This window comes from Collinsella sp. AF23-4AC (assembly GCF_003462685.1).
Taxonomy (GTDB): Bacteria; Actinomycetota; Coriobacteriia; order Coriobacteriales; family Coriobacteriaceae; genus Collinsella.
The window spans coordinates 1-25,496 of record NZ_QRVE01000019.1; the positions used below are offsets into that span (position 1 = coordinate 1).

At 58.7% G+C, this 25,496-nt stretch carries 21 protein-coding genes; 11 read left to right on the top strand and 10 right to left on the bottom strand.

Annotated features, from left to right (window positions below; genetic code table 11):
- Positions 1–327 precede the first annotated feature (327 nt).
- Positions 328–1,380, bottom strand: coding sequence for an aldose epimerase family protein (locus tag DWY05_RS08590; protein ID WP_117821361.1), 1,053 nt, complete (start codon positions 1,378–1,380; stop codon positions 328–330).
- A 206-nt stretch (positions 1,381–1,586) separates the two neighbouring features.
- On the opposite strand from DWY05_RS08590, the gene DWY05_RS08595 reads away from it, so the two are divergent.
- Complete coding sequence (locus DWY05_RS08595) at positions 1,587–2,351, top strand: DeoR/GlpR family DNA-binding transcription regulator (RefSeq protein WP_233504064.1); 765 nt, start codon at positions 1,587–1,589, stop codon at positions 2,349–2,351.
- Between the two features lie 121 nt (positions 2,352–2,472).
- Here DWY05_RS08595 and DWY05_RS08600 read toward each other — a convergent pair whose 3' ends face one another.
- The 3 genes from DWY05_RS08600 to DWY05_RS08610 form a co-directional block, all read right to left on the bottom strand.
- Positions 2,473–3,705 carry a Fic family protein gene (locus DWY05_RS08600; protein WP_117821362.1) on the bottom strand — a complete coding sequence of 411 codons (1,233 nt, stop codon included), beginning with the start codon at positions 3,703–3,705 and terminating at the stop codon, positions 2,473–2,475.
- 641 nt (positions 3,706–4,346) lie between these two features.
- Positions 4,347–5,786 (bottom strand): 6-phospho-beta-galactosidase, encoded by a 1,440-nt coding sequence (lacG, locus tag DWY05_RS08605; RefSeq protein ID WP_117821363.1) that lies wholly within the window; start codon positions 5,784–5,786, stop codon positions 4,347–4,349.
- A gap of 66 nt (positions 5,787–5,852) precedes the next feature.
- Positions 5,853–7,622: a lactose/cellobiose PTS transporter subunit IIB gene (locus DWY05_RS08610; RefSeq protein WP_117821364.1), complete on the bottom strand. Its 1,770-nt coding sequence runs from the start codon at positions 7,620–7,622 to the stop codon at positions 5,853–5,855.
- A 357-nt stretch (positions 7,623–7,979) separates the two neighbouring features.
- Between DWY05_RS08610 and DWY05_RS08615 the strand changes: the two genes are divergently transcribed.
- From DWY05_RS08615 to DWY05_RS08645, 7 genes are all read left to right on the top strand, one after another.
- Positions 7,980–8,984, top strand: a complete 1,005-nt coding sequence (locus tag DWY05_RS08615) for a LacI family DNA-binding transcriptional regulator (protein WP_117821365.1) — start codon at positions 7,980–7,982, stop codon at positions 8,982–8,984.
- A gap of 221 nt (positions 8,985–9,205) precedes the next feature.
- A complete protein-coding gene (locus DWY05_RS08620; protein ID WP_089572387.1) occupies positions 9,206–9,544 on the top strand; it encodes a PTS lactose/cellobiose transporter subunit IIA in 339 nt (112 codons plus the stop codon).
- 257 nt (positions 9,545–9,801) lie between these two features.
- Positions 9,802–10,815 (top strand): hypothetical protein, encoded by a 1,014-nt coding sequence (locus tag DWY05_RS08625; protein ID WP_117821366.1) that lies wholly within the window; start codon positions 9,802–9,804, stop codon positions 10,813–10,815.
- A 307-nt stretch (positions 10,816–11,122) separates the two neighbouring features.
- The gene (lacA, locus tag DWY05_RS08630; protein WP_006234830.1) at positions 11,123–11,551 is read left to right on the top strand and encodes a galactose-6-phosphate isomerase subunit LacA; all 429 of its coding nucleotides are present in this window, start codon (positions 11,123–11,125) and stop codon (positions 11,549–11,551) included.
- Positions 11,552–11,614: 63 nt separating this feature from the next.
- Positions 11,615–12,139 carry a galactose-6-phosphate isomerase subunit LacB gene (gene lacB / locus DWY05_RS08635; protein ID WP_006234831.1) on the top strand — a complete coding sequence of 175 codons (525 nt, stop codon included), beginning with the start codon at positions 11,615–11,617 and terminating at the stop codon, positions 12,137–12,139.
- 376 nt (positions 12,140–12,515) lie between these two features.
- On the top strand, positions 12,516–13,397 hold the full coding sequence (locus DWY05_RS08640; protein ID WP_117821367.1) for an aldose 1-epimerase family protein: 882 nt from the start codon (positions 12,516–12,518) through the stop codon (positions 13,395–13,397).
- A gap of 53 nt (positions 13,398–13,450) precedes the next feature.
- Positions 13,451–14,386, top strand: a complete 936-nt coding sequence (locus DWY05_RS08645) for a hexose kinase (RefSeq protein WP_117821383.1) — start codon at positions 13,451–13,453, stop codon at positions 14,384–14,386.
- Between the two features lie 241 nt (positions 14,387–14,627).
- Here the strand turns inward: DWY05_RS08645 and DWY05_RS08650 are convergent, their stop codons facing one another.
- Both DWY05_RS08650 and DWY05_RS08655 read right to left on the bottom strand, forming a co-directional pair.
- Positions 14,628–16,256 (bottom strand): UDP-glucose--hexose-1-phosphate uridylyltransferase, encoded by a 1,629-nt coding sequence (locus tag DWY05_RS08650; protein ID WP_370448093.1) that lies wholly within the window; start codon positions 16,254–16,256, stop codon positions 14,628–14,630.
- Complete coding sequence (locus DWY05_RS08655) at positions 16,247–17,452, bottom strand: galactokinase family protein (protein WP_117821368.1); 1,206 nt, start codon at positions 17,450–17,452, stop codon at positions 16,247–16,249. The genes DWY05_RS08650 and DWY05_RS08655 overlap by 10 nt, the downstream gene beginning before the upstream one ends.
- Positions 17,453–17,834: 382 nt before the next feature.
- Between DWY05_RS08655 and DWY05_RS08665 the strand changes: the two genes are divergently transcribed.
- A complete protein-coding gene (locus tag DWY05_RS08665; RefSeq protein ID WP_117821385.1) occupies positions 17,835–18,821 on the top strand; it encodes a LacI family DNA-binding transcriptional regulator in 987 nt (328 codons plus the stop codon).
- 129 nt (positions 18,822–18,950) lie between these two features.
- A complete protein-coding gene (locus DWY05_RS08670) occupies positions 18,951–20,111 on the top strand; it encodes an FprA family A-type flavoprotein (protein WP_233504065.1) in 1,161 nt (386 codons plus the stop codon).
- A 64-nt stretch (positions 20,112–20,175) separates the two neighbouring features.
- On the opposite strand, the gene DWY05_RS08675 is transcribed toward DWY05_RS08670, so the two are convergent.
- Positions 20,176–20,979: a DeoR/GlpR family DNA-binding transcription regulator gene (locus DWY05_RS08675; protein WP_117821371.1), complete on the bottom strand. Its 804-nt coding sequence runs from the start codon at positions 20,977–20,979 to the stop codon at positions 20,176–20,178.
- Between the two features lie 334 nt (positions 20,980–21,313).
- Here DWY05_RS08675 and DWY05_RS08680 point away from each other — a divergent pair, with 334 nt between their 5' ends.
- Entirely contained in the window at positions 21,314–22,171 is an 858-nt protein-coding gene (locus DWY05_RS08680; RefSeq protein ID WP_022095149.1) for a class II fructose-bisphosphate aldolase, read from the top strand.
- Between the two features lie 221 nt (positions 22,172–22,392).
- On the opposite strand, the gene DWY05_RS08685 is transcribed toward DWY05_RS08680, so the two are convergent.
- From DWY05_RS08685 to vsr, 3 genes are all read right to left on the bottom strand, one after another.
- Complete coding sequence (locus DWY05_RS08685) at positions 22,393–23,016, bottom strand: HAD family hydrolase (protein WP_117821372.1); 624 nt, start codon at positions 23,014–23,016, stop codon at positions 22,393–22,395.
- 56 nt (positions 23,017–23,072) lie between these two features.
- A complete protein-coding gene (locus DWY05_RS08690) occupies positions 23,073–24,002 on the bottom strand; it encodes an AraC family transcriptional regulator (RefSeq protein WP_158558727.1) in 930 nt (309 codons plus the stop codon).
- 497 nt (positions 24,003–24,499) lie between these two features.
- Positions 24,500–25,489: a DNA mismatch endonuclease Vsr gene (gene vsr / locus DWY05_RS08700; RefSeq protein ID WP_117821374.1), complete on the bottom strand. Its 990-nt coding sequence runs from the start codon at positions 25,487–25,489 to the stop codon at positions 24,500–24,502.
- Positions 25,490–25,496: the final 7 nt, after the last annotated feature.

Genomic DNA, 25,496 nt, shown 5'->3' on the forward strand with positions numbered 1-25,496 from the left:
TGTCGAGAAACGCATGGTTGCCGCCGGAAACAACCCGCCGGTTTCGAAAGTCGTGATCATCGGGTTTGGTTCGCAAGCCTATGTTACCGAGCGTGGCGTCCAAGTTGTTCCGCTGGATGTTCTCGCGCCGTAACGCGACGGTCGAAGCGGGACGGACGCCACCATTGCGCGCGAGGACACGGCATCATCGATGATGCGGCGGCCACATTCGGCAAAGAGTGTCCCCAACGACTAGTCGTTTAGGAACGTCCCCAATGACTAGGTAGAAAAACGCCCGCTGGCGGTGGTGCCGGCGGGCGCTGCTGTGCGATATGTCGCGTTGCGGGCTTAGTGCCTCATAAAGTGGTATTCGATTACATTGCTGTAGGGATGACCCGGGCCCACAATGCCCTGCGGGAACAGAGGCTGGTGCGGCGTGTCGGGGTACATCTCGGCCTCGAGGGCAAAGCCGGCGCCCCAGCCATAGTTGGCATCGTCCTTGGCGTGCTCGTCGCCCAGCCAGTTGCCGGTGTAGAGCTGCACGCCCGGGGCAGTGGTGTAGTAGTCCATCTCACGACCGGTCCACATCTCCTCGACGTGCATCGCGCGGCGCAGGTTGCGGCCGTACTGATAGCCATCGATGCACAGGCAGTGATCGTAGCCACGGGCCTGCTTGATCTGCGGGTCGTCGGCCTCCATGCCGGGTGCGACGGGGCGAAGCTCGCGAAAGTCAAACGGTGTTCCCTCGACCGGAGCAATCTCGCCGGTGGGGATGTTCTGCTCGTTAATGGGCAGGTAGTGGGCGGCGTTGGCGACAAAGAAATGTTCGCAGTCCATGCCGGCGTTATGGCCTGCAAGGTTAAAGTACGTGTGGTTGGTCATGGACACGTACGTGGCGCGGTCGCTCTCGCAGCCATATTCGATACGGAAGCAGCCGGTGCGCGTCACGGTAAACACGGCCGTAAAGGTGCGGTTACCGGGGAGACCCAGCTCGCCATCCTCAAGCGAGGTGGTCATGCGCACGGCGTTGTGGACCTCGTCGAGCTCAACGTCCCACACGCGTTTATGCAGGCCGCGCTCAAGATCGCTGTGCAGGTTGTTGGCGCCCTCGTTGGCGGGCATATGCCAGTCCGTGCCGTCGATGGCGATCGTGGCGCCAGCGGTGCGGTTTGCCACAGGGCCGATGGTCGCGCCAAAGCAGGCGGGGTTGTCAAAGTAATCCTCGAGCTTATCGAAGCCCAGCGCCACATCGCGCACGTTGCCGGGAATGTCGGGCACATCGATACCAAGCACCGTGGCGCCATAGTCCATAATGCGAACGCAGATCTCGGGCCCGTCGAGGGTGTAACGATGAACGGGGGTACCGCACGGCGCGGTGCCGAAAAGCTCGGAAGTGATCATTTGGTTCCTAACATCGAGGTATTTCCGACAAACTGTAGCGCGAACAGGCGAGATTATCACTACACCCCACTAAAGCTGGGGGTATTTTTCTCAAAAAAGTGATGATTGGAGCTGTTCGGGCGTTCATTTTTGACGCGTACGAGTCTGATACAATTTGTTCGTTACTGTTTGAATGATATGCGCGCAAAGAACGGCGAGGATTCATCGTGATTAAGGCAGAGCGACAGGATAAGGTTCGTCAGCTGCTCGAGGAACAGGGGACGGTCTCGGTAAAAGAGATTTCTGATGCGTTAGGTGTCTCGGACATGACGATCCGCCGCGACCTTGAGGAACTTGCGAGCCTAGGCGAGATCGAGCGCGTGCACGGCGGAGCCCGCAGTGCACAGGGCCGTCCCCACGCTATGCTGCGCCATGAGTATTCGCACAGCGAAAAGCGCACTAAGCATGCCGAGGAAAAGCTGCAGATCGCGCGCCGCGCTGTGGAGCTTATCGAGGAAGGCTCGACCATCTTCTTGGGTACGGGCACCACGGTTGAGCAGATGGCCTCGATGCTGCCGGCGTTTCGCCTGCGTATTGTGACCAATTCGCTTTCGGTGTTTAACTTGCTCGAGGCGCGCGAAGACTGCGACCTGTGCCTCGTGGGCGGCATGTATCGCCGCCGCACCGCCGCCTTTGTGGGGCCCATGGCCGAGGATACCCTGCGCGCGCTGGGAATCGACGCAGCCTATATCGGCGCCAACGGCATTTTGAACGGCGACGTGTCCACGTCTAACATGGAAGAGGGCCGCATCCAGCAGCTCGCCTTTAGCAAGGCCGACTCGCGCTACCTGATCGCCGACTCCAGCAAGATCGGCAAGCGCGACTTCTACACCTTCTGCCGCCTGGACAATTTGGACGCCTTGGTGTGCGAACCGGGTATTGCTGATGGAGATCGCGCCGCCATCGAGGAGCACACGCAGGTCATTTGCTAGCTAGCGATACAGACGATACTTCTGTCCCCCAGCCGGCGCGGGGATTATCGTTTTACAATGACGCGGAAAATGACTCGCAAATAGTTTTGGGCAACAAGGGTGAGGCCATTCTGAGGTATGGCTAGACTTCGTATTTCGCTTTGATATTCCTTGAGAATGAACCGTAGTCTTCGTAGAGTTCGTCTTTGCTTTCATCTTCCGCGCGGTTTATGCGTTCAAGGAGTTTGTCCTTTGGGGACTTTTTTGTAATTTCTGACCTGCCGTCGGGTATTGCGGATTGCAAGAATAATTCCAGGGCGTGGACGTCTTTGAGTATGTAGCCCGTCGAACGACCCGCTCCTGTTTTCTCGATTGCGCTGCAACCAACAAGCTGACTGAGGGTTCGTTTAACGGTTATCTCGCTGATATCGGGGCAGTTGGACTGGATGTCGGATTTCTTGATGACGCCGGGTCTCTGCTGAAATAGAGCAGCTATACGTGCTTGCTTCGACATGGGGTGAGTGCCAGATTCAATCTGGGTGTGCTGCTCGAGCTGTCGGTAGGCCGCCAGGATGGTTCCGAGCATAAAACGGATAAAGGGCACTTCGGTGTTTTGATTTTCATTCCATCCAGTGGAGCTTGCGGCGAGGGCGTTGTAATAAAGCGCTTTATTGTCTTCAATGAGACGTTCGATGCTGATGTAACGCGCAACGTCGTATCCAGTCTTTTCGAGTAGCAGCGTTGTAAGGAGCCGGCTCATCCTGCCATTGCCATCGTTGAAGGGATGAATGCTGACAAAATCGAAGATGAAGCGGAATGATATAAGGAGGGGGTCGCAAACTTGACGAGATAGGGCATCGTTGAGGGACCGACAGGCTTCTTCGATAAGTCCGGGGGTTGCCAGGGCCGAAGGCGGCCTAAAGCGCACAAATCGATTGCCTTGATCGTCGATGGAGATGATTTCGTTATCGCTATCTTTCCAATGGCCCCCATACGAGATTGCTGTGTGTGCCATGAGGTCACGATGCAACTGCAAAATGACCGATGGCGTTACGGGAATGAAATCGTGCTGCTCGTGAATAAGCGACAGCGCATCTCGGTATCCAGCGATTTCTTCCTCTGCGCGGGAGCTTGGCTTGGCGGAATACGCCATGATTGCTTTGAGTCTTTTTTGGGTAGTAACAATTCCTTCAAGTCCGTTGGAGGATTGGGTGCTTTGGATCTTAGCTTCCTCCATAAGGGACGATAGAAGCTCGGGTCTGACTTGACCCAGAACAAGCTGACGGCCTTTATGCTCGCGTATCGAGAGGAGAAGGTTGGTGATTGGAGTTGCCTCGAGTTCCGCTGGGACTGTGGCGTAATCAAACTGGCGCATGCTGCTCCGTTCAGTATCACGAACATATTTTCGGTATCATAATAACATTAAATGATACCGAAAATATGTTCGTGATACTGAAAGCAAGGAAAGAGCCGTGCTTCATAGCTGCTTGGAAAGCGCGATTTGACTATCTAATTGTCTCAATCAGTAACGGTTGGGACCGAAAAACTCGGCCAAACGTTACAGATTGAGATTGTTTGGATTGGTTCGAACGTTCGTCTTGATCTGTAACAGGTAGGGCCGGAATACTCGGTTACGTGTTACAGATCGAGATTTGCAAGTTCGGGCCGCTCGTTTGTCTTGATCTGTAACAGGTAGGGCCGAAAATCCCTGCTAGATGTTACAGATTGAGATCTTTCGGCTCGGCTTATTCCGTTTGTCTCGATCTGTAACAGGTGGAGGCGAAATAGCCCGCTAGATGTTACAGATTTAGATTGAGGGAACTGGCCCGCGCGTTCATCTCAATCTGTAACAGTTAGTACCGAAAAACTCGGCTGGATGTTACAGATTGAGACAAACGGATTCTGACTCGCTCAAAAACAAAAAGGCCGGGGGCGGCGCGCCGTGTGACGTGCCGCCCCCGGCTGAGAAATGGGGACAAGTTATGTGAGCGGGGCAATTCCGCTCGTCGCAAGCCACTAGTCCAGACGACGGGTCTGCGCCACGTGCTTGTACCAGTAGGCGCTTGCCTTGGGCGTGCGCTTTTGGGTCTCAAAGTCTACGTAGAAGAAGCCGTAGCGCTTGTTGTAGCCGTTGGTCCAGGAGAACTGGTCCTGCAGGCTCCACAGGAAGTAGCCGCCCACGTTGACGCCCACCTCCATGGCCTTAAGCAGCCAGCGCAGGTGCTGCTCGATGTAGTCGATGCGCGGCTGGTCGTCCACAAAGCCGTCCTTGTAGGGGTCCTTGTAGCCCATACCGTTTTCGGTAATGAAAATCTGCTTGTAGTTGGGGTAGCGCTGCTTAATGTAGACGAGCAGATCGAACAGGCCCTCGGGATAGATGATCCAGTCCCAGTCGGTGGTGGGGATGCCGGGCTTGTTCACGTGCTCGCCAATGCCCTTGACGCGCCAGCGGCCGGTACCCTTCTCGCCCGTGCCGTTGTGGTGCAGGTCGTTCTCGCCGTCGTAGGCCTTGAGGAAACGGCACTGGTAGTTGTTGACGCCCAGGTAGTCGTTGTAGAGCGCTGCCTCGCGCATGATCTCGAGATCCTCCTCGCGGATCTCGATGGTGCCGCCGGAGACTGCAGCCAGGCGGTTGGCGCACTCGAGGGTGTCGGGGGCATAGTCGCCGCGGAAGGTGGCGTCGAGCAGGAACTGGTTCTGCAGCACGTGCTCGTTGTTGGCGGCCTTGATGTCGGCGGGGTCGTTCTCGTTGAGCGGGTACTTAAACTCCAGCGACTGAATGACGCCGATCTTGCCCTTAAAACCACCGTTGTGGAAGGCCAGCACTGCCTTGGCGTGGGCGAGCATCATGTTGTGCTCGCACTGGAAAGCCTCGGCCAGGTGCGCCTTGACGCCGCCGGGGAAGGTGCCCTCGATGTAGGTGTTGGAGGCGTCGGCCCAGATCTCGTTAAAGGTGAACCAATAGGTCACCTGGTCGGCGTACTCCTGAAAGCAGAAGGTGGCAAAGTCCACAAAGGCGTCGATGGTCTCGCGGTTGAGGAAGTCGCCCTTCTCAAAGAGGGGCAGCGGCGTGTCGAAGTGATGCAGCGTGACAAACGGCTCAACGTGGTGCTTGTGGCACTCGGCGAAGAGGTCGTGGTAGAACTGGACACCCTCGGGGTTTATCTCTCCGGTGCCGTTGGGGAAGATGCGGCTCCAGGCGATGGAGAGACGAATGCCGTTGATGCCGAACTCCTCGCACAGCTCCAGGTCCACCGGATACTGGTTGTAGAAGTCGGAGGCGGGATCGGGGGAGAAACGGCCCTGGGCCTCCAGGAAGTCGTCCCAGGCGACCTTGCCCTTACCGTGGGTGCGGGTCTCGCCCTCTACCTGGTAGGCAGCAGTGGCGCCGCCAAAGACAAAGTCCTCGGGAAACTGCGCGGGCGGGTTGGTGACGCTGGCGGGGTTAACGGACATGATGATCCAATCGTTTAAATCGAAGGGCCAGCCGGTCTTGGATAGTCGGCTGGCCCTAAGCGTTACTTACTTCGACAGCTGCTCGCTCACAAAGGCGAGAGACTTGTCGCCGTTCTGGGAGAGCTCGATGTACTGCTTACCACGGCAGGCGACGCACTTGTTGCCCACACGCTCGCAGTCCTTCTGCAGGTCGGCCAGGTAGCTTGCGGCCTGCGGGGCCAGGACGACCAGGTCAAAGTCGGGGAGCATGTCCACGTGGTTGCCATAGGCGTCGGCAGCGGTCTCAAGATCGATGCCGCGCTCCTTGGCGGCCTTGGCCAGCGCGTTGGCGAGCAGGCCCGAGGTGCCGCCGCCCTGGCAGAGCACGAGTACGCGCTTGCCGTTGAGGTCGCTGGCGGCCGTAGCCTCGGCGGTAGCAGCAGCGGGAGCGGCGTCGGCCTTCACGGCCTCGGCGGCGGCGCCGGCGGCAACGCTCTTGGCGTCGGCCTTGCCCTGGAAGGCGTCGTTGAGCTTGGCGGCCTTCTCGGCGTTCTTGGCGGCGAGCTCCTCCCGGGAGATCTCGGCCTCCTCGGCGCACTTCTGGGCGTCATAGGCACGGAAGAACGGGTAGTACAGGGCAAAGTCGACGACTAGGATGATGGCGAGCATCACAAAGGCGAGCGGCTGGAAGCCCAGGCCCATGATGGTGCCGATGGGGCCGGGGACGGTCCAGGGCAGGGTGTACATAAAGCCGTTCATGCCCAAGAAGTCGATAAAGACCTTGAGGATCCAGATGTTGGCGATCGGGGCAAAGACAAACGGGACAAAGAAGACGGGATTGAGCACGATAGGTGCGGCGAACAGCAGCGGCTCGTTGACGGCAAAGCACACGGGGACGATGGCGGCCTTACCGACGGCGCGCATCTCCTGGGACTTGGCCAGGAAGCAGAACATAAAGACCAGGACGAGCGTGGCACCGGTGCCGCCCATGCAGACGACGAAGTACTGGGCGCCCTGCGTCAGGACGGCGGTGGCGTGCTGGCCGGCCTGGAACGCAGCCAAGTTGTCGGTCATGTTGGCAACGAGAGCGGCGGCGATGGCGGGCTCGACGATCGAGGGGCCGTGGACGCCGACGAACCAGAAGAGGCTCATGGCACCGTAGATCACAGCGAGACCGATGTAGCCGTCGGCAGCGGTGAACAGGGGCTGGAACACCTGGATGACGCCCTGGGCAAAGCAGAAGCCAAAGGCAGCGCGGAAGACGATGTCAAAGACCCAAAAGACGGTGATGCAGACGGAGAAGGGGATGATGTCCTTAAAGGTCTGCGAGATGTTGGGCGGAACCTGCTCGGGCATCTTGACGGTGATGTTGCGCTTAATGAAGAACTTGTAGATGATGCCGGTCACAAACGCAGCGATAAAGGCGGTCAGTAGGCCCTTGGAACCAAGGTAGGTCGTGTTGAAGCCGCTGGCAGCGTCCGTGGCGATCGTGTCGCTCGAAAGGAGCAAGAAGCCGATGATGGCCGCGCACATGCACGAGATAAAGTTGATCTGATTGTTCTTGGGCAGGTCGCGGTTCTGAGCGTCGGCGAAGTGCTTGGCCGTGGTTGCGGCACAGGCGATGGCCAGGATGCCCATGGAGTAGTTGTAGCACTTCCACAGGGCGTTGTTGATGTCATCGGGCCAGTAGAAACCCCAGATGTTGGGGACCGAGGCTACCAGGCAGAAGATGGACGAGAAGATGATGATGGGGATGACGGAGATAAAGCCGTCGCGAATCGCCTTGAGGTACTTGTTGCGGGCGATCGCGTTGAAAAAGGGCTGGCCTTTTTCGATGGTGGCGATGAGTTGCTCCATGCAAAGCTCCTAAGAGTCGGTGGGTTAGCAACGATGGTAGCTTTTGACGTCTGGTTGCCAAAATGTTGACGTTGCCATTTTGCGACACAAAAAAAGATGTGAATCGGTGGCCCCTGTGCCTGTAGACCGTCGATTCCTTGCGTGTAAACGATTGAGCCGCCCGGTGGCTCTGTGTTTGCACAATGGCAACGTTAACATTTGGGCGACAAAAGCCGTTCGGCGAAGCAGAATTGTCGGTGAACGGTAGGTTTTGGGTGGTAAGCGTATCGTTGGAGAGACGTTGGATATACTTAAATGTGTTCAAAATGACTGTGCAGGATGCCGTCAATGGCATCGTTGACATAGAAAGATCGACCTATGGCCGCTGTTAAAAAATCGGTATCCGTCAAAGATGTGGCGCGCCTCGCGGGCGTCTCGGAGCAGACGGTCTCGCGCACCGTGCACGATTCGCCCAGCGTGCGCCCCGAGACCAAGGAGCGCGTGCGCGCCGCCATGCGCGAGCTCGGCTATCGTCCAAACTTTGCCGGCCGGTCACTACGCCGCGGCAAGTTCAAGACGGTCGGCGTCGCCATGTTCAACATTACCGGCACCGGCAACCTCGACCGTATGGAGGGCTTTGCCGCCGCTGCCGACAAACACGGCTATGCCATCACCCTTACTAAAGTAGACGGACACCCCTATACCCTCGAGAGCGCATCGTCGCGCATGAGCGCGCTGCCGGTGGATGGCATGGTTGTGATCATGAACCGCATGCCGGCGGACTTTGGCACCTTCGAGCCGCTGCCCGGTATGCAGACGGTGCTCGTTACCATGCTGGAGCACCCGCTGTGCTCGACGGTCGATAACGACCAGTTCGATTGCTCGCGCCAAGTTGTCGAGTACTTGCTGGGGCAGGGGCACAAGACCGTGCACTTTATCTCGTGTCCCGAGCGCTCGCTTTCGGGCATGCGGCGCGAGGAGGGCTGGCGTGAGACATTGCGTGCGCATGGTATTGAGCCGCCGCGACTCGTCCGTGGCGATTGGACGGCACAGAGCGGATATGCTGCCGGCCAGGTGCTTGCGGACGATCCGACCTGTACGGCCATTTATGCTTCCAACGACGCCATGGCCTACGGCTGCATCCGTGGACTCGAGTCGCGCGGGAAGCGCGTGCCCCAGGACGTGAGCGTGGTGGGTGTTGATGACAGCCTGGGCGATATCGTGCCCGATCGTCGCCTGACCACGGTGCGTTTTGACAACAAGCGCGTCGGCATGTGGGCGGTCGACAAGATTGCTGGCGCCGAGGGCGTTGCACCTGGTGTGGAGCACATGCTGTTTCCGGGCGTGCTCGTCGAGGGCGATACGGTGCGCGATGTACGCTAGGGTAAAGACCTGTTTGGGTTGCCGATAATTGTGTTTGGTGTTTGATATTGTCCGGATTGGTTAAAAAACCGTTCACGGGCGAAAAGCAACCGTTCATAGCTCGAAATTGCGTTTTACGCTGTTCTTTTTTGTTTGAATGTTACTGTTCCTGTCATACACAGCGCAGCGCGTATGCCCGGACGCGATGCTCTCCGTTGGTTCATATGTGAAAGGAACGCAATATGGCAACCAAAGAAGAAATCTCGATGGTTGGATTCGAGATTGTCGCATACGCGGGCGACGCCCAGACTGATCTGCTTGCAGCGCTCGATGCTGCTCGCGAGGGCGATTTTGAGAAGGCCGAGCAGCTGCACAAGGATGCGAGCGATGCACTCATCGGCGCTCACGACACGCAGACCAAGCTGCTTTCGCAGGAGGCTGGCGGCGGCGAGATGGAGATGACCTTCATCATGGCCCATGCTCAGGATACTCTCATGACCACCATGATCCTGGAGAAGCAGACCCGCTTTACCATCGATGCCTACAAGCGCATCGCCGCACTCGAGGCTAAGCTCGCCTAACGAGCCCGCACAACTAAGTCCCCTTCCAAAAACCCTGCCGCTACCCGCGGCAGGGTTTTTCTGTCCTCCTCCAAGTTGCGGTGGAATAGGGACTGAATAGGGGCCGGCGGGCACAAAACAATCCCTATTCCACCGCAACTCATCCGGAGACAGGCATTGGGGACAGCCTTGGTGCGCTCCGTTCGTCTTCCCGTTCGATTTTTGCTCGGTGGGTATACTTCCTTTCGCATTAAACGCCGGAATGAGGAGGTATCCAAATGCCGGACAACGGATCGATTCAAAAGAGAGATGCGCATGAGATGGCTCATGGGCGTCCTGTCCAGATAACCGAGCACACGACGGTAACCGAGCTGCAGCCCAGCCTGTCCGATGTCGTGTGCGCAAACAAAAAGCTGCAGATTGGCTTTATCGTTGCGCTCGTGGTACTGGCGCTGCTGTCGGGCTTTGTGGCTCGTCCGCATTTCGCCGATACCAAGACTTGGGACTCCACCATCGAGGTCATCGATCAAAAGAAAGGTAACGTACTGGCGCTCACGACCTCGTGCGTGGCGCTGTCTGCGGGTATTACCGCGCTGCCGGGTGATACAGGAACACCGGTTGCCGAGCAGCTCGCACAGCTTTCGGGTAACTTGGGCATCGTGCTTGCCGTGCTCTACCTCGAGAAATACCTGCTGACCATTTTGTGGTCGGTTGGCCTGGGCATCCTGATCCCGTTTGCGCTGGTGCTCTTTGCGGTGTCACTCGGCATTCACGGGCGCTGGAGCACGAGCGCCGTCCTGCGCCGCGTGGCGACTCGCGTGCTGGTGGTCGCCATGATCGGAATGGCGTTGGTGCCTGCAAGCGTTTGGGTGTCGCAGAAGGTCGACGAAACGTATCGCGTTAGCATCGAGCACGCCGAGCAAAAGGCGGCCGACGCTGCGGGTGCGGCAGATAGCGACAGCTCCAAAGTAAGCAAGAAAAAGACCGAGTCCACAGAGTCCAAGAATGTGCTTGAGCAGCTTGCCGACGGCGCCTCGGGTCTCGTCACGTCGGTAACCAGTGGTGCCAAACAGATGACCGACGAGATCGTGCAGCAGGTGACCGATCTGATCGAAGGTGTCATCGTGATGATCGTGACCTCGTGCGTGATTCCTCTACTGGTGCTCGTGGCGTTCCTATGGCTAGGACACGTGTTGCTGGGGATCGATATCTCCGGTCCCGCGAACTATCTGACGGGTCGTTTTTTGAGCGCTCCGTCCAAACATGCCAAGAAGAGCGGGCAGTCTGAGTAGGCGGCAACGCGATCTTTGGAAGATTAACCGCAAGAAGGGCGGCCGAGACATGTTCTCGGCCGCCCTTTTGTTTGTTGAAAACGCGGTCGCTACGTCTGCGCCGGGCCCAAGTGGTCAGCAATCATCTGTGAATGGTATTTGTTCAAAAAAGAACAAAGATAAACAAATAGTTGTTGCAGTCGATGTTCGAATGTGTTCAAATAAACATGAACAGTGAAGAACCGCACATTCAGATGCCCGGACCTGAACGCGATTCAACACTTCCAAACAGAAACTACGCACCTGCGTATCTCTCAAGGAGGATGTCATGAGGGTTGTAATCGCTTCCGATGCCGACGGTATGTCGATGAAGGAGTCCATCAAGGAGATGCTCATCGCCGACGGTCACGAGGTCGTCGACTATTCCGAGACCCCTGCCGCGGACTTTGTTGATTCCGCGACCGCCGTTGCCAAGGACCTGCTGGAGCACAAGGATTCCCAGGGCTTCGCATTCGATAAGTATGGCGTCGGCTCCTATATGGCCGCCGTCAAGATTAAGGGCATGGTCGTCGCCAACATTTCCGACGAGCGTTCCGCCTACATGACCCGCGAGCACAACGGCTCGCGCATGGTCACCATGGGCCCGGGCGTTGTGGGCACCGAGGTCGCCAAGAAGATCGCCCGCGAGTTCCTGCGCGCCCAGTACGCCGGCGGCCGTCACCAGATCCGTGTCGACATGCTCAACAAGATGGCCTAACGAGAGCCACCGAGAACTCGAACTTCTACCTCAACTTGTGAATTCAGACGAAAGGACGTTCTGATGAAGAAGACCATCGCAATCGGTTGCGACCATATCGTTACGGACGAGAAGATCTATCTGGCCGACCGCCTGGAGCAGGCTGGCTACAAGGTGCTTGACTGCGGCACCTACAGCCACACCCGTACGCACTATCCCATCTACGGTAAGGCCGTGGGCGAGGCTGTTGCCAGCGGCAAGGCCGACTTTGGCGTGGCCCTGTGCGGCACCGGCATCGGCATCACCAACGCCGTCAACAAGGTTCCCGGCGCCCGCTGCGCCCTGGTTCGCGACATGACCTCTGCCCTGTATGCCCGTCGCGAGCTCAACGCCAACATCGTGGGCTTTGGCGGCAAGATCACCGGCGAGTTCCTGATGGCCGACATCATGCTTGCCTTCCTGGAGGAGCCCTACGAGAAGACCCCCGAGCACGATGCCCTGATTGCCAAGATCGATGCCTGCAATAAGGCCGACGCCGAGGCTCAGGCTGACCCGCACTTCTTTGACGAGTTCCTGGAGAAGTGGGACCGCGGCGAATACCACGACTAAGGAGGTTACGCGGTTTTTCCAAACCGCGTAACGGGTCGACGCTGCGAAGCCATCTGGTGGGCAATCTGCCGTTCAGCTTCGGCGGCATGACCAGAAGGTCAATGCCGCCTCGCTTCACGGCACCTTGCCTCACCAGCTGGCTTCTCGCTGACGTTGAGGTGAACTGTGGGGTTTATCTCTGTTGTTTAGAGGCAATCCGGCGGGCGAGCTGCTCCGATAACACGTTTGCTTGCTTGGCTTGAGTGCTTCGCTCTCGGCTGTATTTGGCGATTTGCAGCTTTTCAATTTACGGCTCGCGTTTCTGTGAGGGGGCGCGGGCCGGTTTTCTATCAGCCCTATTGACTTGGCGGGCTGTCGTAAGAAAGGGAAGGCTCCTATGGAGTTTGTTCTTGATAACGGTTCTATTCGTGTGGCGTTGAGCACGGCGGGCGGGTCGTTCACTTCTATCGCGGCCAACGGCCGTGAGTACCTGTGGCAGGGTGACCCGGCAGTCTGGTCGGGCCAGGCACCCATTTGTTTCCCGATCTGCGGTGGCCTTCGTGACGGTCACGCAATGACCATGGGCGGCCGCGAGGTAAAGCTCGCCCGCCACGGCTTTGCGCGCAAACAGGAGTGGAAGCTCGAGGAGCAGGGCGACAGCATGGTTGCGCTGAGCCTAAGCTCTGCCGACCATGCTGAGTTGCTCGAGCAGTACCCGTATCCGTTTAAGATCGTCGCTCGTTACACGATCGATTCGGAAAAGGTGGCCGTGTCGTACGAGGTGACCAATGAGGGCACCGAGGACATGCCGTTCTTTGTGGGCGGTCACCCCGGCTTTAAGTGCCCGCTCGACGAGGGCGAGTCCTATGACGACTACGAGCTCCGTTTTGAGCAGCGTGAGGCCACCGAGCTCTGTACTGCCGTCCCCTCGACGGGCCTGATTGATGTTGAGCATCGCAGCAAGAATCCCATGATCGGCCAGAACCTGCCGCTTACCCACGAACTCTTCGACTTCGCGGAGACCATCTTCGACGTGCTCGAGAGCCGCGTGGTTACGCTGACCAAGAAAACCGAGGACAAGGGCGTGCGCCTGACGTTCCCCGATATGCCGTACCTGATTGTGTGGAGCAAGCCCGAGGGCGACTTTGTGGCTGTTGAGCCGTGGGGCGGCCTGTCCACCTGCTCCGACGAGGACGATATTCTTGAGCACAAGCGTGGCTGCCTGGTGGCCAAGCCGGGAGAGACCGTCACCCGCGGCTTTGAGATCGAGATCCTTTAACGAGTTATCGTATGTTTGGGGCGGGTCATGCCGCCCCGGAACAGGAGTTCAACATGATTCTGACCGTTACCATGAACCCGTCGATTGATACGCGCTATCAGCTCGACAAGCTGATCATTGACGACGTTAACCGCGTCACGCCCGAAAAGACCGCTGGTGGCAAGGGCCTCAACGTGAGCCGTGTGCTGCTGCAGCTGGGTGACGACGTGCTCGCGACCGGCCTGCTTGGCGGCCACATGGGTGCCTATATGGCCGAGCTCATGGATGCCGATGGCGTCAAGAATGACTTTGTGCCCATCGCCGGTGAGACGCGCATTTGCCTGAATATTCTGCACGAGGGTAATCAGACCGAGCTGCTGGAGAGCGGCCCGCAGATCGCCCCGGCCGAGCTCGAGGCCTTTACGGCCAAGTTCGCCGAGCTTGCAGCGAAGGCGGACGTTGTGACGCTTTCGGGCTCGCTGCCGCGTGGCGTCGATGCCGGCTACTATGCCGAGCTCGTCAAGATCGCCGAGGAGGCGGGCGCCAAGGTGCTGCTCGACACCTCGGGTGCATCGCTGGAGGCTGCGCTGGAGTCCGACGCTAAGCCTGAGCTCGTAAAACCCAATCTGACCGAGATTAACGGCCTGCTGGGTACGTCCTTTACGACCGATGATGTCGATGCCCTGCGCGAGGCGCTTGCCGCCGATAGCCGTTTTGCCGGTATTCCCTGGGTTGTCGTTTCGATGGGCGCTGCCGGTTCGGTGGGCTTCCATGAGGGTCGCGCGTTCCGCGCCAAGACGCCCGCGATTGCGGCTGTGAACGCGACGGGTTCCGGCGACTCGACCATCGCCGGCTTTGCGCATGCCATTGCTGCCGGTGCCGACGACGTCACGGTGCTCAAGACCGCCAATACCTGCGGCAAGCTCAACGCCATGGATCCCAAGACCGGCCACCTGGTCATGGACCGCTGGGAAGAGATTTACAACAACGTTGAGGTCGTAGAGTTGTAGCGGTTGCGACTCCTAATAGAATGAGCGTGGATAATCTCCCGCTTTTGGTGCCCATGCGAGCTCAAAGTGGGAGATTTTCCACGCTCGAGTCATTAGTCGTTGGGGACGTTCTTGTTTGACTAGTCATTCAAGAACGTCCCCAATGACTACACTCAAAAACTGCGCCCGCCGGCGATGTTGCCGGCGGGCGCAGTTGTCTTGAAGACGAAATGATCCGTTTTCCTCCGTCCCCAAGGGATCATTACAGTGAGTCGATAAGGCGCTGTTGGGCGGCGCGGCCAGCTTCGTCCCACTTAAAGACGCCGGCGTTGTCGAGCACGTGGCCAAATACCACGCCGACCTCCTCGTGCAGGATATCGATGGCGTTGTCGGCCGTAAGTTCGTCGGCGCGGCGGGCATAGACATCCTCGGCCCATGCGGCGTGGCTGCGGCATAGATCATCGCCCTCGAGCGCACCGGCAAGGTCGTAGCTGGCATCGGCCTTGGCTGCCAGCAGATGCTCGCGGACAGCGCCGAGCTCGGGAACCAGGCGCGGCGGAAGAATAGCCAGGCCCATGACCTCGATCAGGCCGATGTTTTCCTTTTTAATATGGTGATACTCGGCATGCGGGTGGAAAACACCCAGCGGATGCTCGTCGGTCGTGATGTTGCAGCGAAGCGCCAGGTAGGCCTCGTAGATCTCGCCGCCAGCATTGCCGCGGGAGTCGACGCGGCGGATGACGGGCGTCACGGTGTTATGCGCAACGCCGTCGGCTGTGCGCGCGACGACGCCAACCGACTCATCGGTCCACTCGCGCCAAGCGAGGATAATCTTCTCGGCGGCGTCGAGCAGCTGGGCGCGGTCGTGCGAGCGCAGTCGCAGCACCGAAAGCGGCCACTGCAATACGGTGCCGCTGACCTGGTCAAAGCCGGGCACGCTAAACTGCGAGACCTCGGCGGCATGCATCATGGGGAACTCGTGCGCGCCGCCCTGGAAGTGGTCGTGCGACAGAATCGAGCCGCCCACGATGGGCAGGTCGGCGTTGGAGCCAATAAAGTAGTGCGGGAACAGGTCCACAAAATCGAGCAGGCAGGTCAGCCCCTTGCGGTCGACGTGCATCGGGCGATGCTCGGAGCTCATAGCAATGCAGTGCTCGTTAAAGTACGCGTACGGGCTGTACTGGAGGCCCCAGCGCTCGCCGTCGAGCTGGATGGGGATAACGCGCAGGTTCTGGCGAGCGGGGTGAGCGCCGCCGTCGGCTGCGGCGGAGCGTCCGGGATAGCCCTCGTTCTCGATGCACAGCTGGCAGGCGGGATACTTCTCACCCGTGTTCTTTGCGGCGCCGGCTGCGGCAATGTCGCGCGGGTCCTTCTCGGGCTTCGACAGGTTGATGGTGATCTCCAGGTCGCCCCAGTTGGTGGGGGTGCGCCATTTGATGTTGCGCGCGATGGCGGCGCGGCGCACGTAACCGGCGTCGCAGCACAGACCGTAGAACCAGTCGGTCGCGGCGCGGGGCTCGTTGACGCCCATGCGGCCGTTGAACTCCTCGTTTACAACCGAAGGCCTCGGCATGAGCGCGCCCATGATGCGCATGGCGATGCGGTCGCGGCCCGACACCGTGTCCTCGGCAGCACCGTTGGCAACGGCGGCCTCGGAAAGCGCGGCGAGCGTGCCCTCCAGGTCAAAGTCGGGCAGGGTATCGGGGTGCAAGAGCGAGAGTTTCTCGACCTGGAGCGCCCAGGCCATGTCGAGCGCCGGGCCCGTAGCACCGATGCACTCCAGAATGGTGTTGTATGCCCAGATGCGATCGTCCTGACCGATCATGGATCGATGAATGGCATACTCAATCAGGCCTTGCGTGGCCTCGCACACGTCGGTCATTACAGCCATGCCGCGTAAGCCCCCTTGTCAGAGATGGCGTAGTGACGGGCAGAGCCCTCGCCCAGCCAGCTGTTCATCTTGGTGATAAAGGTGTCGACTAGGTCGAGCGGCACGAAGGCCTGGATGGTGCCGCCAAAGCCGCCGCCGTGGATGCGGACGGCGCCGCGGCCGTCAAGCACATGCTCGGCCAGTGCTAGGGCATACATCGAGGGCTGCTCGGAGCCCAGTTTGGCAACGACATTCTGCAGGTACATGGCAGAGCTGGCGCCGGACTTGTGCGTCAGGACCAGGAACTGGTCGATGTCGCCGGCGTTCAGGGCGGCCCAGCGCTTATCGACCAGGCCGTTCTCGTACCAGTAGTGAACGGCGCGCAGGCAGGCACGGTCGCCCAGCTTGGCGCGCAGCTCGGGGAGCTTGGCGTCAAAGTCGGCAACGTCGACCTCGCATAGGCGTGCCTTGCCAAACTCGGCGGCGACGTCCTGCATCTCGCGCGGAACGGCGGCGTAGTCGTCGGTGGCGGCCACGTGATCGGCGCCGACCTTAACGAGCACGAGCGCGTAGCCGTGATCCTCAAAGTTGAGTTCGAGCTTCTGGGTCTTAGGCTGGGCTTGATCCTCAAAGTCCATGTAGGCAAGGCCGCCCAGGCACACAGCGGCCTGGTCCATCAGACCGCAGGGCTTGCCGTAATAGTTGTTCTCGGTGCGCTGGCTCATCTGGGCGAGCGCGACGGGCTCGATGGCGGGTGCGCCCCAGAGGGTTTCCATGGCACGACCGTACGCGGCCTCGACGGCGGCGGAGCTCGAAAGTCCGCCACCCGAGGGAACGGAGCAGGTAAAGGCGAAGTCGAAGCCCTTGGGCTCAACACCAAGTGCTACGACCTCGTGGGCCATACCGCGCACGAGGCTTGCGGACGTGCCCTTCTCGGACTCCTGAACATCCAGCGTGTCGAGCGTAATCTCAAACGTGGGGTAGCCCTCGTCGGCGACGCGGACCTTGTTGGAGTCGGTTGCTACGGCGATGCCGTCAACGGCGACATCGAGCGAGCCGGCGATAACGTGGCCGCCCTCGTGATCGGTGTGATTGCCGCTGATCTCGGAACGCCCGGGCGCGTGCACGTAGAGCACCTGGCGGTCGCCGATGGGGCCAAACTCCTCCTCAAACAGCTTGGTGAGGGTGGCGAGTGTCTTTTCGTCGGGGGTGGTCATATGGGTCCTTTCCTTGACGCCGGAGAGATTGGTCCGTGTCATTATGAGTACGTTAACAATTTTGAGCACCACAAACCAGACGTCGCGGCGCCGCACGTTAATGGGTATGTTAACGTACTCATAACACAACGCATATCTATTTTTGAGAATCTGGTAATCGGTAGATTTTCGGCCGTGAACGGTGTGGCCGTATGGACATATGGAGCAAAAGAACCGCTGATAGAAAAAGTAGAGTACGTTAACATGCGTCCGACGATAGCGGACTTCGGCGCGGGGTGTGTTTCTGCCCGGGCCGACATTCGCACTATTCAGATCCTGCGAGAGCGAAGGTGATTTTGTGGCAAGGCGCCCTTCCAACGATACGGGTACGCGTCCGGTATCCATGGCCGACGTTGCCCGCGCTGCCGGTGTTTCGCAACAGACGGTTTCGCGCGTTGCCAACGGATTGCCCAACGTTAACGAACAGACGCGCCAGCGCGTGCAAGCCGCTATGCAAGAGCTCGGCTTCCGTCCGAGCTATGCCGGCCGTTCGTTGCGTGACGGCCGTTACCATTCGGTCGGCCTGTGCGTCAACGATGTCACCAAGTTTGGCAACCTCTCAATGATCGACGGCATCGCCAGCGCTGCTCGCGAGCATAATTGCGCCATCACACTGGTCGAGATGTCCAAGACCGAGGAATTCTCTCTTGCCGAGGCAACACGTCGTATGGCCGCGCTGCCCGTGGACGGCATCATTATCGGCATGAGCCGTATGGCTCCCGATTTTGAGACGTTCGATCCGTTGCCGGGTATTGGCACGGTCATCGTTACCATGTATGCGCACCCGCGGGTGACTACGGTTGACTCCGATCATTACGGCTGCTCGCTGTTGCTCATGGATCATCTGTTTGAGCTGGGACACGAGCAGATTCGTTATATCGGCGGCCCGTCCTTTTCGGTCGACGAGCAGTTCCGTCGCGCCGGTTGGCAGGATGCGCTCGAGCGTAAGCACATCGAGCCGGTAGAGCCGCTTGAGGGCGACTGGTCTGCCAACAGCGGTTACGAGGCCGGTAGGTACCTGGCCGAACACGATCGCACCATGACGGCGATCTATGCGGCAAACGATCAGACGGCAAATGGCGTCATTGCAGCGCTGCGCGATAGCGGCTTGCGCGTGCCCGAGGACGTGAGCGTGGTGGGCGTCGATGACTCGCTCGACGACTTTGTCGCGCATAACGAGCTCACGACCGTTCGATTCGATTTGCATCAGCGTGGGCGCGAGGTATTCGAGCACGCGGTTCCCAAGGCGGGGGCAACGGACAAAACCGTCGCCATTCGCATCCCCGGTCAGCTCATCGTTCGACATAGCACGGCAGAGCCTCGCGCATAGTTTTTGCAGGTCAAAAGCGGTATATTCCGCATCAATAACAATCGATAAGGATGCCGGTAGATAGCTGTGGCTCTAAAGGCGAGTGTTATGATAGACGGGTTCTTTTGTCTATCTAGGAGGCTTTGCCTGATGGAGATCACCAAGGATATCCGCTACATCGGTGTCGACGATCACGACATTGACCTGTTCGAGGGCCAGTACGACGTGTCCGAGAACGGCATGGCATACAACAGCTATGTTATCTTGGGCGATAAAATCGCTGTCGCCGATTCGGTTGACGCTGGCTTTGTCGACGAATGGCTCGGCAACCTCGAGGCCGCGCTCGATGGCCGTACGCCCGACTACCTGGTCGTCCATCACATGGAGCCCGATCACTCCGCCGGTATCGCCGCCTTTATGGAGCGCTATCCCCAGGCGCAGATTGTGGCTAGCATGGGTGCTTTCCGCATGATGGTCAACTACTTTGGCACCGACTTCTCCGAGCGCAAGATGGTCGTCAAAGATGGCGACGTGCTCGACCTGGGCGGCCACAGCCTAACCTTTGTCGGTGCCCCCAATGTTCACTGGCCCGAGGTGTTGTTCTCCTACGAGGCCACCGACAAGGTGCTCTTTAGTGCCGACGGCTTTGGCAAGTTTGGCGCCAACGACATCGAGGATCCCGAGGGCTGGGCTTGCGAAGCGCGCCGTTACTACTTTGGCATCGTGGGCAAGTTCGGCAAGTTTGTGCAGGCCGTGCTCAAGAAGGCCGCCAATCTGGACATCCAGATCATTTGCCCGCTTCACGGCCCCGTGCTGACCGAGAACCTGGGCTATTACCTCGACACCTACAACACCTGGTCGAGCTATCAGCCCGAGGACGAGGGCATCACGATTGCCTATGCGAGTGTGTATGGGCATCTGAAGGCTGCCGTTGAAGAGCTCGCATCTGCGCTCGAGGCCCGCGGCCAGAAGGTTTCCGTCTTTGACCTGGCTCGCGACGATATGGCCGAGGCTGTTGAGGATGCGTTCCGCTATGACCGTCTGGTGCTCGCCTCTATCACCTATCAGGGCGAGATCTTCCCGTTCATGAGCACCTTTATCCACACGCTCGCCGAGCATGCCTACCAGAACCGCACCGTGGCGCTCGTCGAGGCCGGCTCCTGGGCGCCCACCGCTGCCAAGGTTATGACTAAGGAGCTCGAGGGTATGAAGGACATCACTCTGGCGCAGAACAAGGTGACTGTGCTGGGGTCGCTCAACGACGCCTCGCGCGCTCAGATCGAGGCCCTCGCCGACGAGCTTTCCAAGTAGCGATATTTCGCTTTTAACGCTCAACCACCACAAAGGGGACAGGCACCTTTGTGGTGGTTTTTGTTTAAGCGCCAGCGATGAGGAGATTTGGGCGGGCGTCGTCGACGATCTCGGCGATTGAGGTGGCAACGGCATGATCGGGGTCACGGTCCATCACGATGGTGTCGACATCTGCCAGCTCGGCAAAGCGGTACATGCCGCGTCCGTTAACCTTGCTGGCGTCCATGAGGGCGACGCTTTGATGGGCTGCGGCGATCATAGCCGTTTTGGTCTCGGCCATTTGGGGAAAGTCGGTCGTAAAGCCGCAGCGGGGGACAAAAGCGCCGGGGCACATGACGGCCAGATCGGCGTGGACCATTTGGAGCGCCTGCATGGTAAGTGGACCGTACAGATAGCGATGACCTTTGCGCAGTGCCCCACCCAGCATGACGACATCGACCGAGGGCATGCTCTCGTCGATGTAATCGGCGATGGTAATGTCGGCCGTGATGACGGTGATGCCGTCGCGCTGATCGAGGAGCCGGACGAACTCGAGCGCCGTGGTGCCCGAGTCGACAAGCAGCGTGTCGCCATTGCCGACGAGCTCGATGGCGCTTTGCGCGATGGCCTGCTTGGCGGCGACATTGACGTTGATGCGGCGATCCTGGGTGGATACGGTCAGTCGCTTCTGGAGAGACACGGCGCCACCATGCGTGCGGCGCAACTTGCCGGACTCGGCGAGTGAGTCCAGGTCGGCGCGAGCGGTGACAGAGGATACGCCAAAGGTCTGGGCGATTTCTGCCACCTGCACCGAGGCGTTATGCTCGAGCATCTCCATGATGGCGGCACGACGCTCATCGGCGAAGGCTCGGGTTGTCGCATGGGCCATAGCTGCTCCATTCTCGGCTAAATTTGTAGGAATTGTGTTGAGTCTATTTTCGTTCATTTTCTTTTTGAGTAAGAAAACGCCTTTCGATTACTTATCTTTTCTATAAAAGAAAGACGCTGAACGCCCAAAATTCAATATCGAATACGCCCACTCGGCTCCAATTCCTTCCGTTTACTTTTCAAAAACGACTGTATTGACCTGCATGGGCTCAATATCTCGCACATGCAAAGCCGCTGAATTTCATACAATGGACGCAGCAAAACGCAAGGTAAAACGCCTTGCGGACACGTACGCCCGATGTCCAGATGCGGGCGAGGGAGAGGAGCAAACGCTCATGGCACTTGTTACCACCGAAAAGATGCTCAAGGACGCTCAGGCCGGCCATTACGCCGTTGGCGCGTTCAACGTCGAGAACCTCGAGTTTGTTATGGCCGTTCTGGCCGCTGCCGAGGAGACCAAGTCCCCCGTCATCATGCAGACCACCCCGGGCACCATCAAGACCGCTGGTCTGGACTACTTCTACGGCATGGTCAAGGCTGCCGCCGAGCGCGCTTCCGTGCCCGTCGCCCTGCACCTCGATCATGGCGATGGCTATGACCGCTGCATGCAGGCTTTCCGCACTGGCTACACCTCTGTCATGATCGACGGTTCGCACGAGTCCTTCGAGGACAACATCGCCCTGACCAAGTCCGTCGCCGACGCTGGCCGCGCCATGGGTGTGCCCGTCGAGGCCGAGCTTGGCAAGGTTGGCGGCAAGGAGGACGACGGTCCCGCGGTTGAGGGCGAGAGCCCCTACACCGATCCGGCCGAGGCCAAGGAGTTCGTCGAGCGCACCGGCTGCACCTCGCTGGCCATTGGCGTTGGCACCAGCCACGGCGTGTACACGAGCGATCCTCACATCGAGCAGTCCGTGGTCAAGGCCATCCGCGACGCCGTCGACGTGCCGCTGGTTCTGCACGGCACTTCCGGTGTGCCCGATGAGCAGGTCGCCGAGGCCGTGAAGAACGGCATCTGCAAGGTCAACTACGCCACTGAGCTGCGTCAGGCCTACACCAAGGGCTTCATGGCCTACATGGCCGAGAACCCCGCCTGCTTCGACCCCAAGAAGCCGGCCAAGGAGGGCATGCGTGAGATTACCGAGCTGGTTAAGATCCGCATGACCAACCTCAACTCTGTGGGCAAAGCAGAGTAACAGCAAGGGTACTCTGACTCGCTACATATCCCGGGGAGGGACGAGGGCTTAGTTCCCCAATCGTCCTCGGGCATGCAAAAAGCCTCGCTGCGCACTTCGTGCGGCGAGGCTTTTTGCCCCCTGCGGAAAGATTGGGGAACTAAGCCCTCGTCCCTCCCAGGTTGACCTACTCGAGGTCGTCGCCCTTGTGGCGTTGGGACTGAAAGGGTGGGACGCGTGGGTTATTTGGTTGTTAGGGTTAACAGGTCGTTGGGGGTTTCGAGGTTGTAGGTGGCATTTGGGATGTCTTGGTGTGATCCCCATGCCGCTCTGGCAAAACTGACCCCTGCCGAAGTTGCGCATTGTTCGTCGTAGACGGTGTCGCCAACGTAGACGACGTTGCCAGGATTCGCGCCCGTACGCCGGAGATATTCGAGCATGGGAGCGGGTGCGGGTTTATGTTCGGTTGTGTCTTCGACAAGGATGATGTGCTCAAAATACTTATCGAAGCCAAGGGGTGCAATTTCTTCTGCGTATTCGTCGCGCGCACGTGAGGAGACGATGCCAAGTTTGCAGCCGTTGTCGGCGAGTGTTGCGATGACTTCAAGCAAACCTGGAAACACGCTGATGGTGCTTTTAAAGCTGGCGGCAACTTGGCACCAGCGATCCAACGTTGCCTGCGAGTAGATCCCAAGTTTCTCAAGGGCATCCTTGCCGGGTATGCCGAGGGCAAAATCAAGCTCGTGTCGGGGGAGCGTTTTGCTGGTCTCTTCTTGGACAATCTGGACAAGCGATGACAGAACGCTTTCTTCTGTATCTGCCAATGTCCCATCAACGTCAAATACGATATGGTCAAAGTGCTTCATATGATTGCTCCTCTCTGTTGTTTGCCTGCAAGTTTGATGCAGTGACAGAAGAAGGGCTAGCGGGATTTCTGCCTGGTGCTATCGAGATTCTGCCTCGCTGCTCGATAGCTCGAAGGAGTGCATCCCATTTGTTCTTTAAATACCTGGCCAAGATGGCTTGCTGTCGCAAAGCCGCATTGGCGCGCGACTGTCTGGACCGTTCGCGTGGTGTGTGCCAAAAGTTCGCAAGCACGGTTTACGCGGTATGCACGCAGATATGCCGCCGGGGTCGTTCCTGCGCAAGCTTCGATAATGCGGTAACACTCTCTTTCGCTTACGCCGGCTGCAGATGCCATCTGGGGCACATCTATAGCGGCTGCATAGTTTGCGCGGATATAGTCCAGGATTGCCTTGAACTGTACGTCGCGGTTGGTCATCCAAGAGGCGTTGTCGGAGGAAAAGAGCGGTTCGGCCTTGGCGTTAATCTGAATCCAGAGCTCTGACAAACTATTTCGAAGCGCCATCTCGTTCTGCGGCCGTTGAAGGTCGTGGCTAAAGGAGCTCTTCAGCAAATCAATAAAGGGCATATCGTCGGGATTGGTGGGCGACCATTTGAGCACATCGACGCCTCGACATTGAAGCAATGGGTTGATGTAGCGCTTTTGGAGACGTCCCGCGGGATCGCCGAGCATCGACGGCTGAAAGATATGCAGCATTTGAATAGCTGGCGCCGAATTGGGTGATTGCAGCGTGCTGTGCAAAACGCCGCCGTTGATAAAGCCGGCGGACCCTTCCTCAAAGCGTACGTGCTCATGAGCCGCGCGCGTTCGATAGTCAATCGCTCCCTGCTCCATGTAGAAAAGCTCAACTTCGGAATGCCAGTGCCAGGGGATGGAATTGCCCGGATAGCGAGCGAATTCTGCGCGTTCGGCAATATAGGGCCAGTCTTCGGCGGTCTCGGGAAAAGCTTCCTCGCGTCCTCCGCGGTGCAATTCTATGTGATCCATGTTTCGCATGGCATCAGTATAAAGCGCGATGGGCTTAGATTGCTCTTGCCTGTTCGGGGAACGCCTTGTCTAGGGATGCTTGGAGCTTTTCGAACGATGCTCGCAAGTTGTGGCTCTGGTCGGTTGAGCGTTTGGCTTTTGTGGTGGGGGAGTCGAGGAGGCCGTTTCTCTGTGTCGGGGGGAAGGAGAAAAGGTCTGCATGTGTTAGGGATGGCTGCTGTGCTGCGTCGTTGGAAGAATGCATGCTTATGCGGCCTCCTCGATGTCCACCAAAAGGTTGCGCACGGGGTGTGCTGCTAGGTCCCGTGCGTTGGCAGTATTATGCCGCGGCTGTTGCAAAGAATCGCTAAAGAAAAGCTTAATGAGGTTTGACGTTGTGATGAAACCGCAGGTCAAAGCTATCGGGTAACACTCTTGAAAGGTTTTGGGCTTAAGGGCTTTCTAAGGTTTGTGACGTGGATGTGGCGCGGACGTGCGGAGCGTGTGAATGCTCACTGTTAGCGCTGCGGCTCTGCGGCGCGCACCTGCTCGATGACCTTTTCCATCGTGGCGTCGATGCGGTCTTTTTTGAGCTCGCATTCCCAGATGGTTATGGGTGTCCAGCCCATTTGAGTGAGTGCTGTCACAGCAGCACGGTCGCGCTCGACGTTGCGACGGAACTTTGCCTCCCAAAACTCAACGTTGCGCTTGGGCTGGCTTGGATTGCACTTAGGACAGCGGTGCCAAAAGCAGCCGTTGACGAAGATGGCGATCTTGCGCCCGGGAAAGGCAATGTCGGGCTTGCCGGGAACCTTCCATTCCAAGCGATAACCCGTAAGGCCCGCTGCGCGCAGGCGCTGGCGAACGAGCAGCTCGGGCTTGGTGTTGGCGCGCTTGTTGCCCTTCATGGACTTTTTGATGGCGGCGCGACGGCGGACCAGTTCGCGCTCGTCAGCGGAGAGGTCCGAGGTATCGATGCCGTCGAGCAGACCGGGCTTGGGACGCTTTTTGCTGCGGCGCTTAGGTGCGCGCTTGGGTTTGGCGGCGGGGTGTTCGGTCGTGGCGGCCTTGGCATCTTTGGCAGTGCTGTTGGCCTCAAGCCGATCTTCCTTCAGCTCAATCAGGGCATCGATAAGCCCCTTGTCGGCGGGCATCCATTCCACCGTGGCAAGCGAGGTGCGCGGAATCCAGCGGATATCGAGCTGGCGGTCGTGCTTCTGAGGCTCATCGGATTCATCGGCGAGCGAGCAGTAGTAGCACTCCATGGAGAGATGAAAATCGGGGTAGTCATACTCAACGGTATAGAAATCGCGCAGGTTGGTGACTTTGACCTGCAGCTCTTCCATGAGCTCGCGGCATACGGCGTCCTCGGGCGTCTCGCCGCGCATGAGCTTGCCACCGGGGAACTCCCAAAGTCCCTGCATGTCGCCATAGCCGCGCTGCACGGCCAGTAGCTCGTCGGATCCTTCCTTGCGAATGATCCCAGCGGCAACATGAACAGTCTTCAACAGGAGT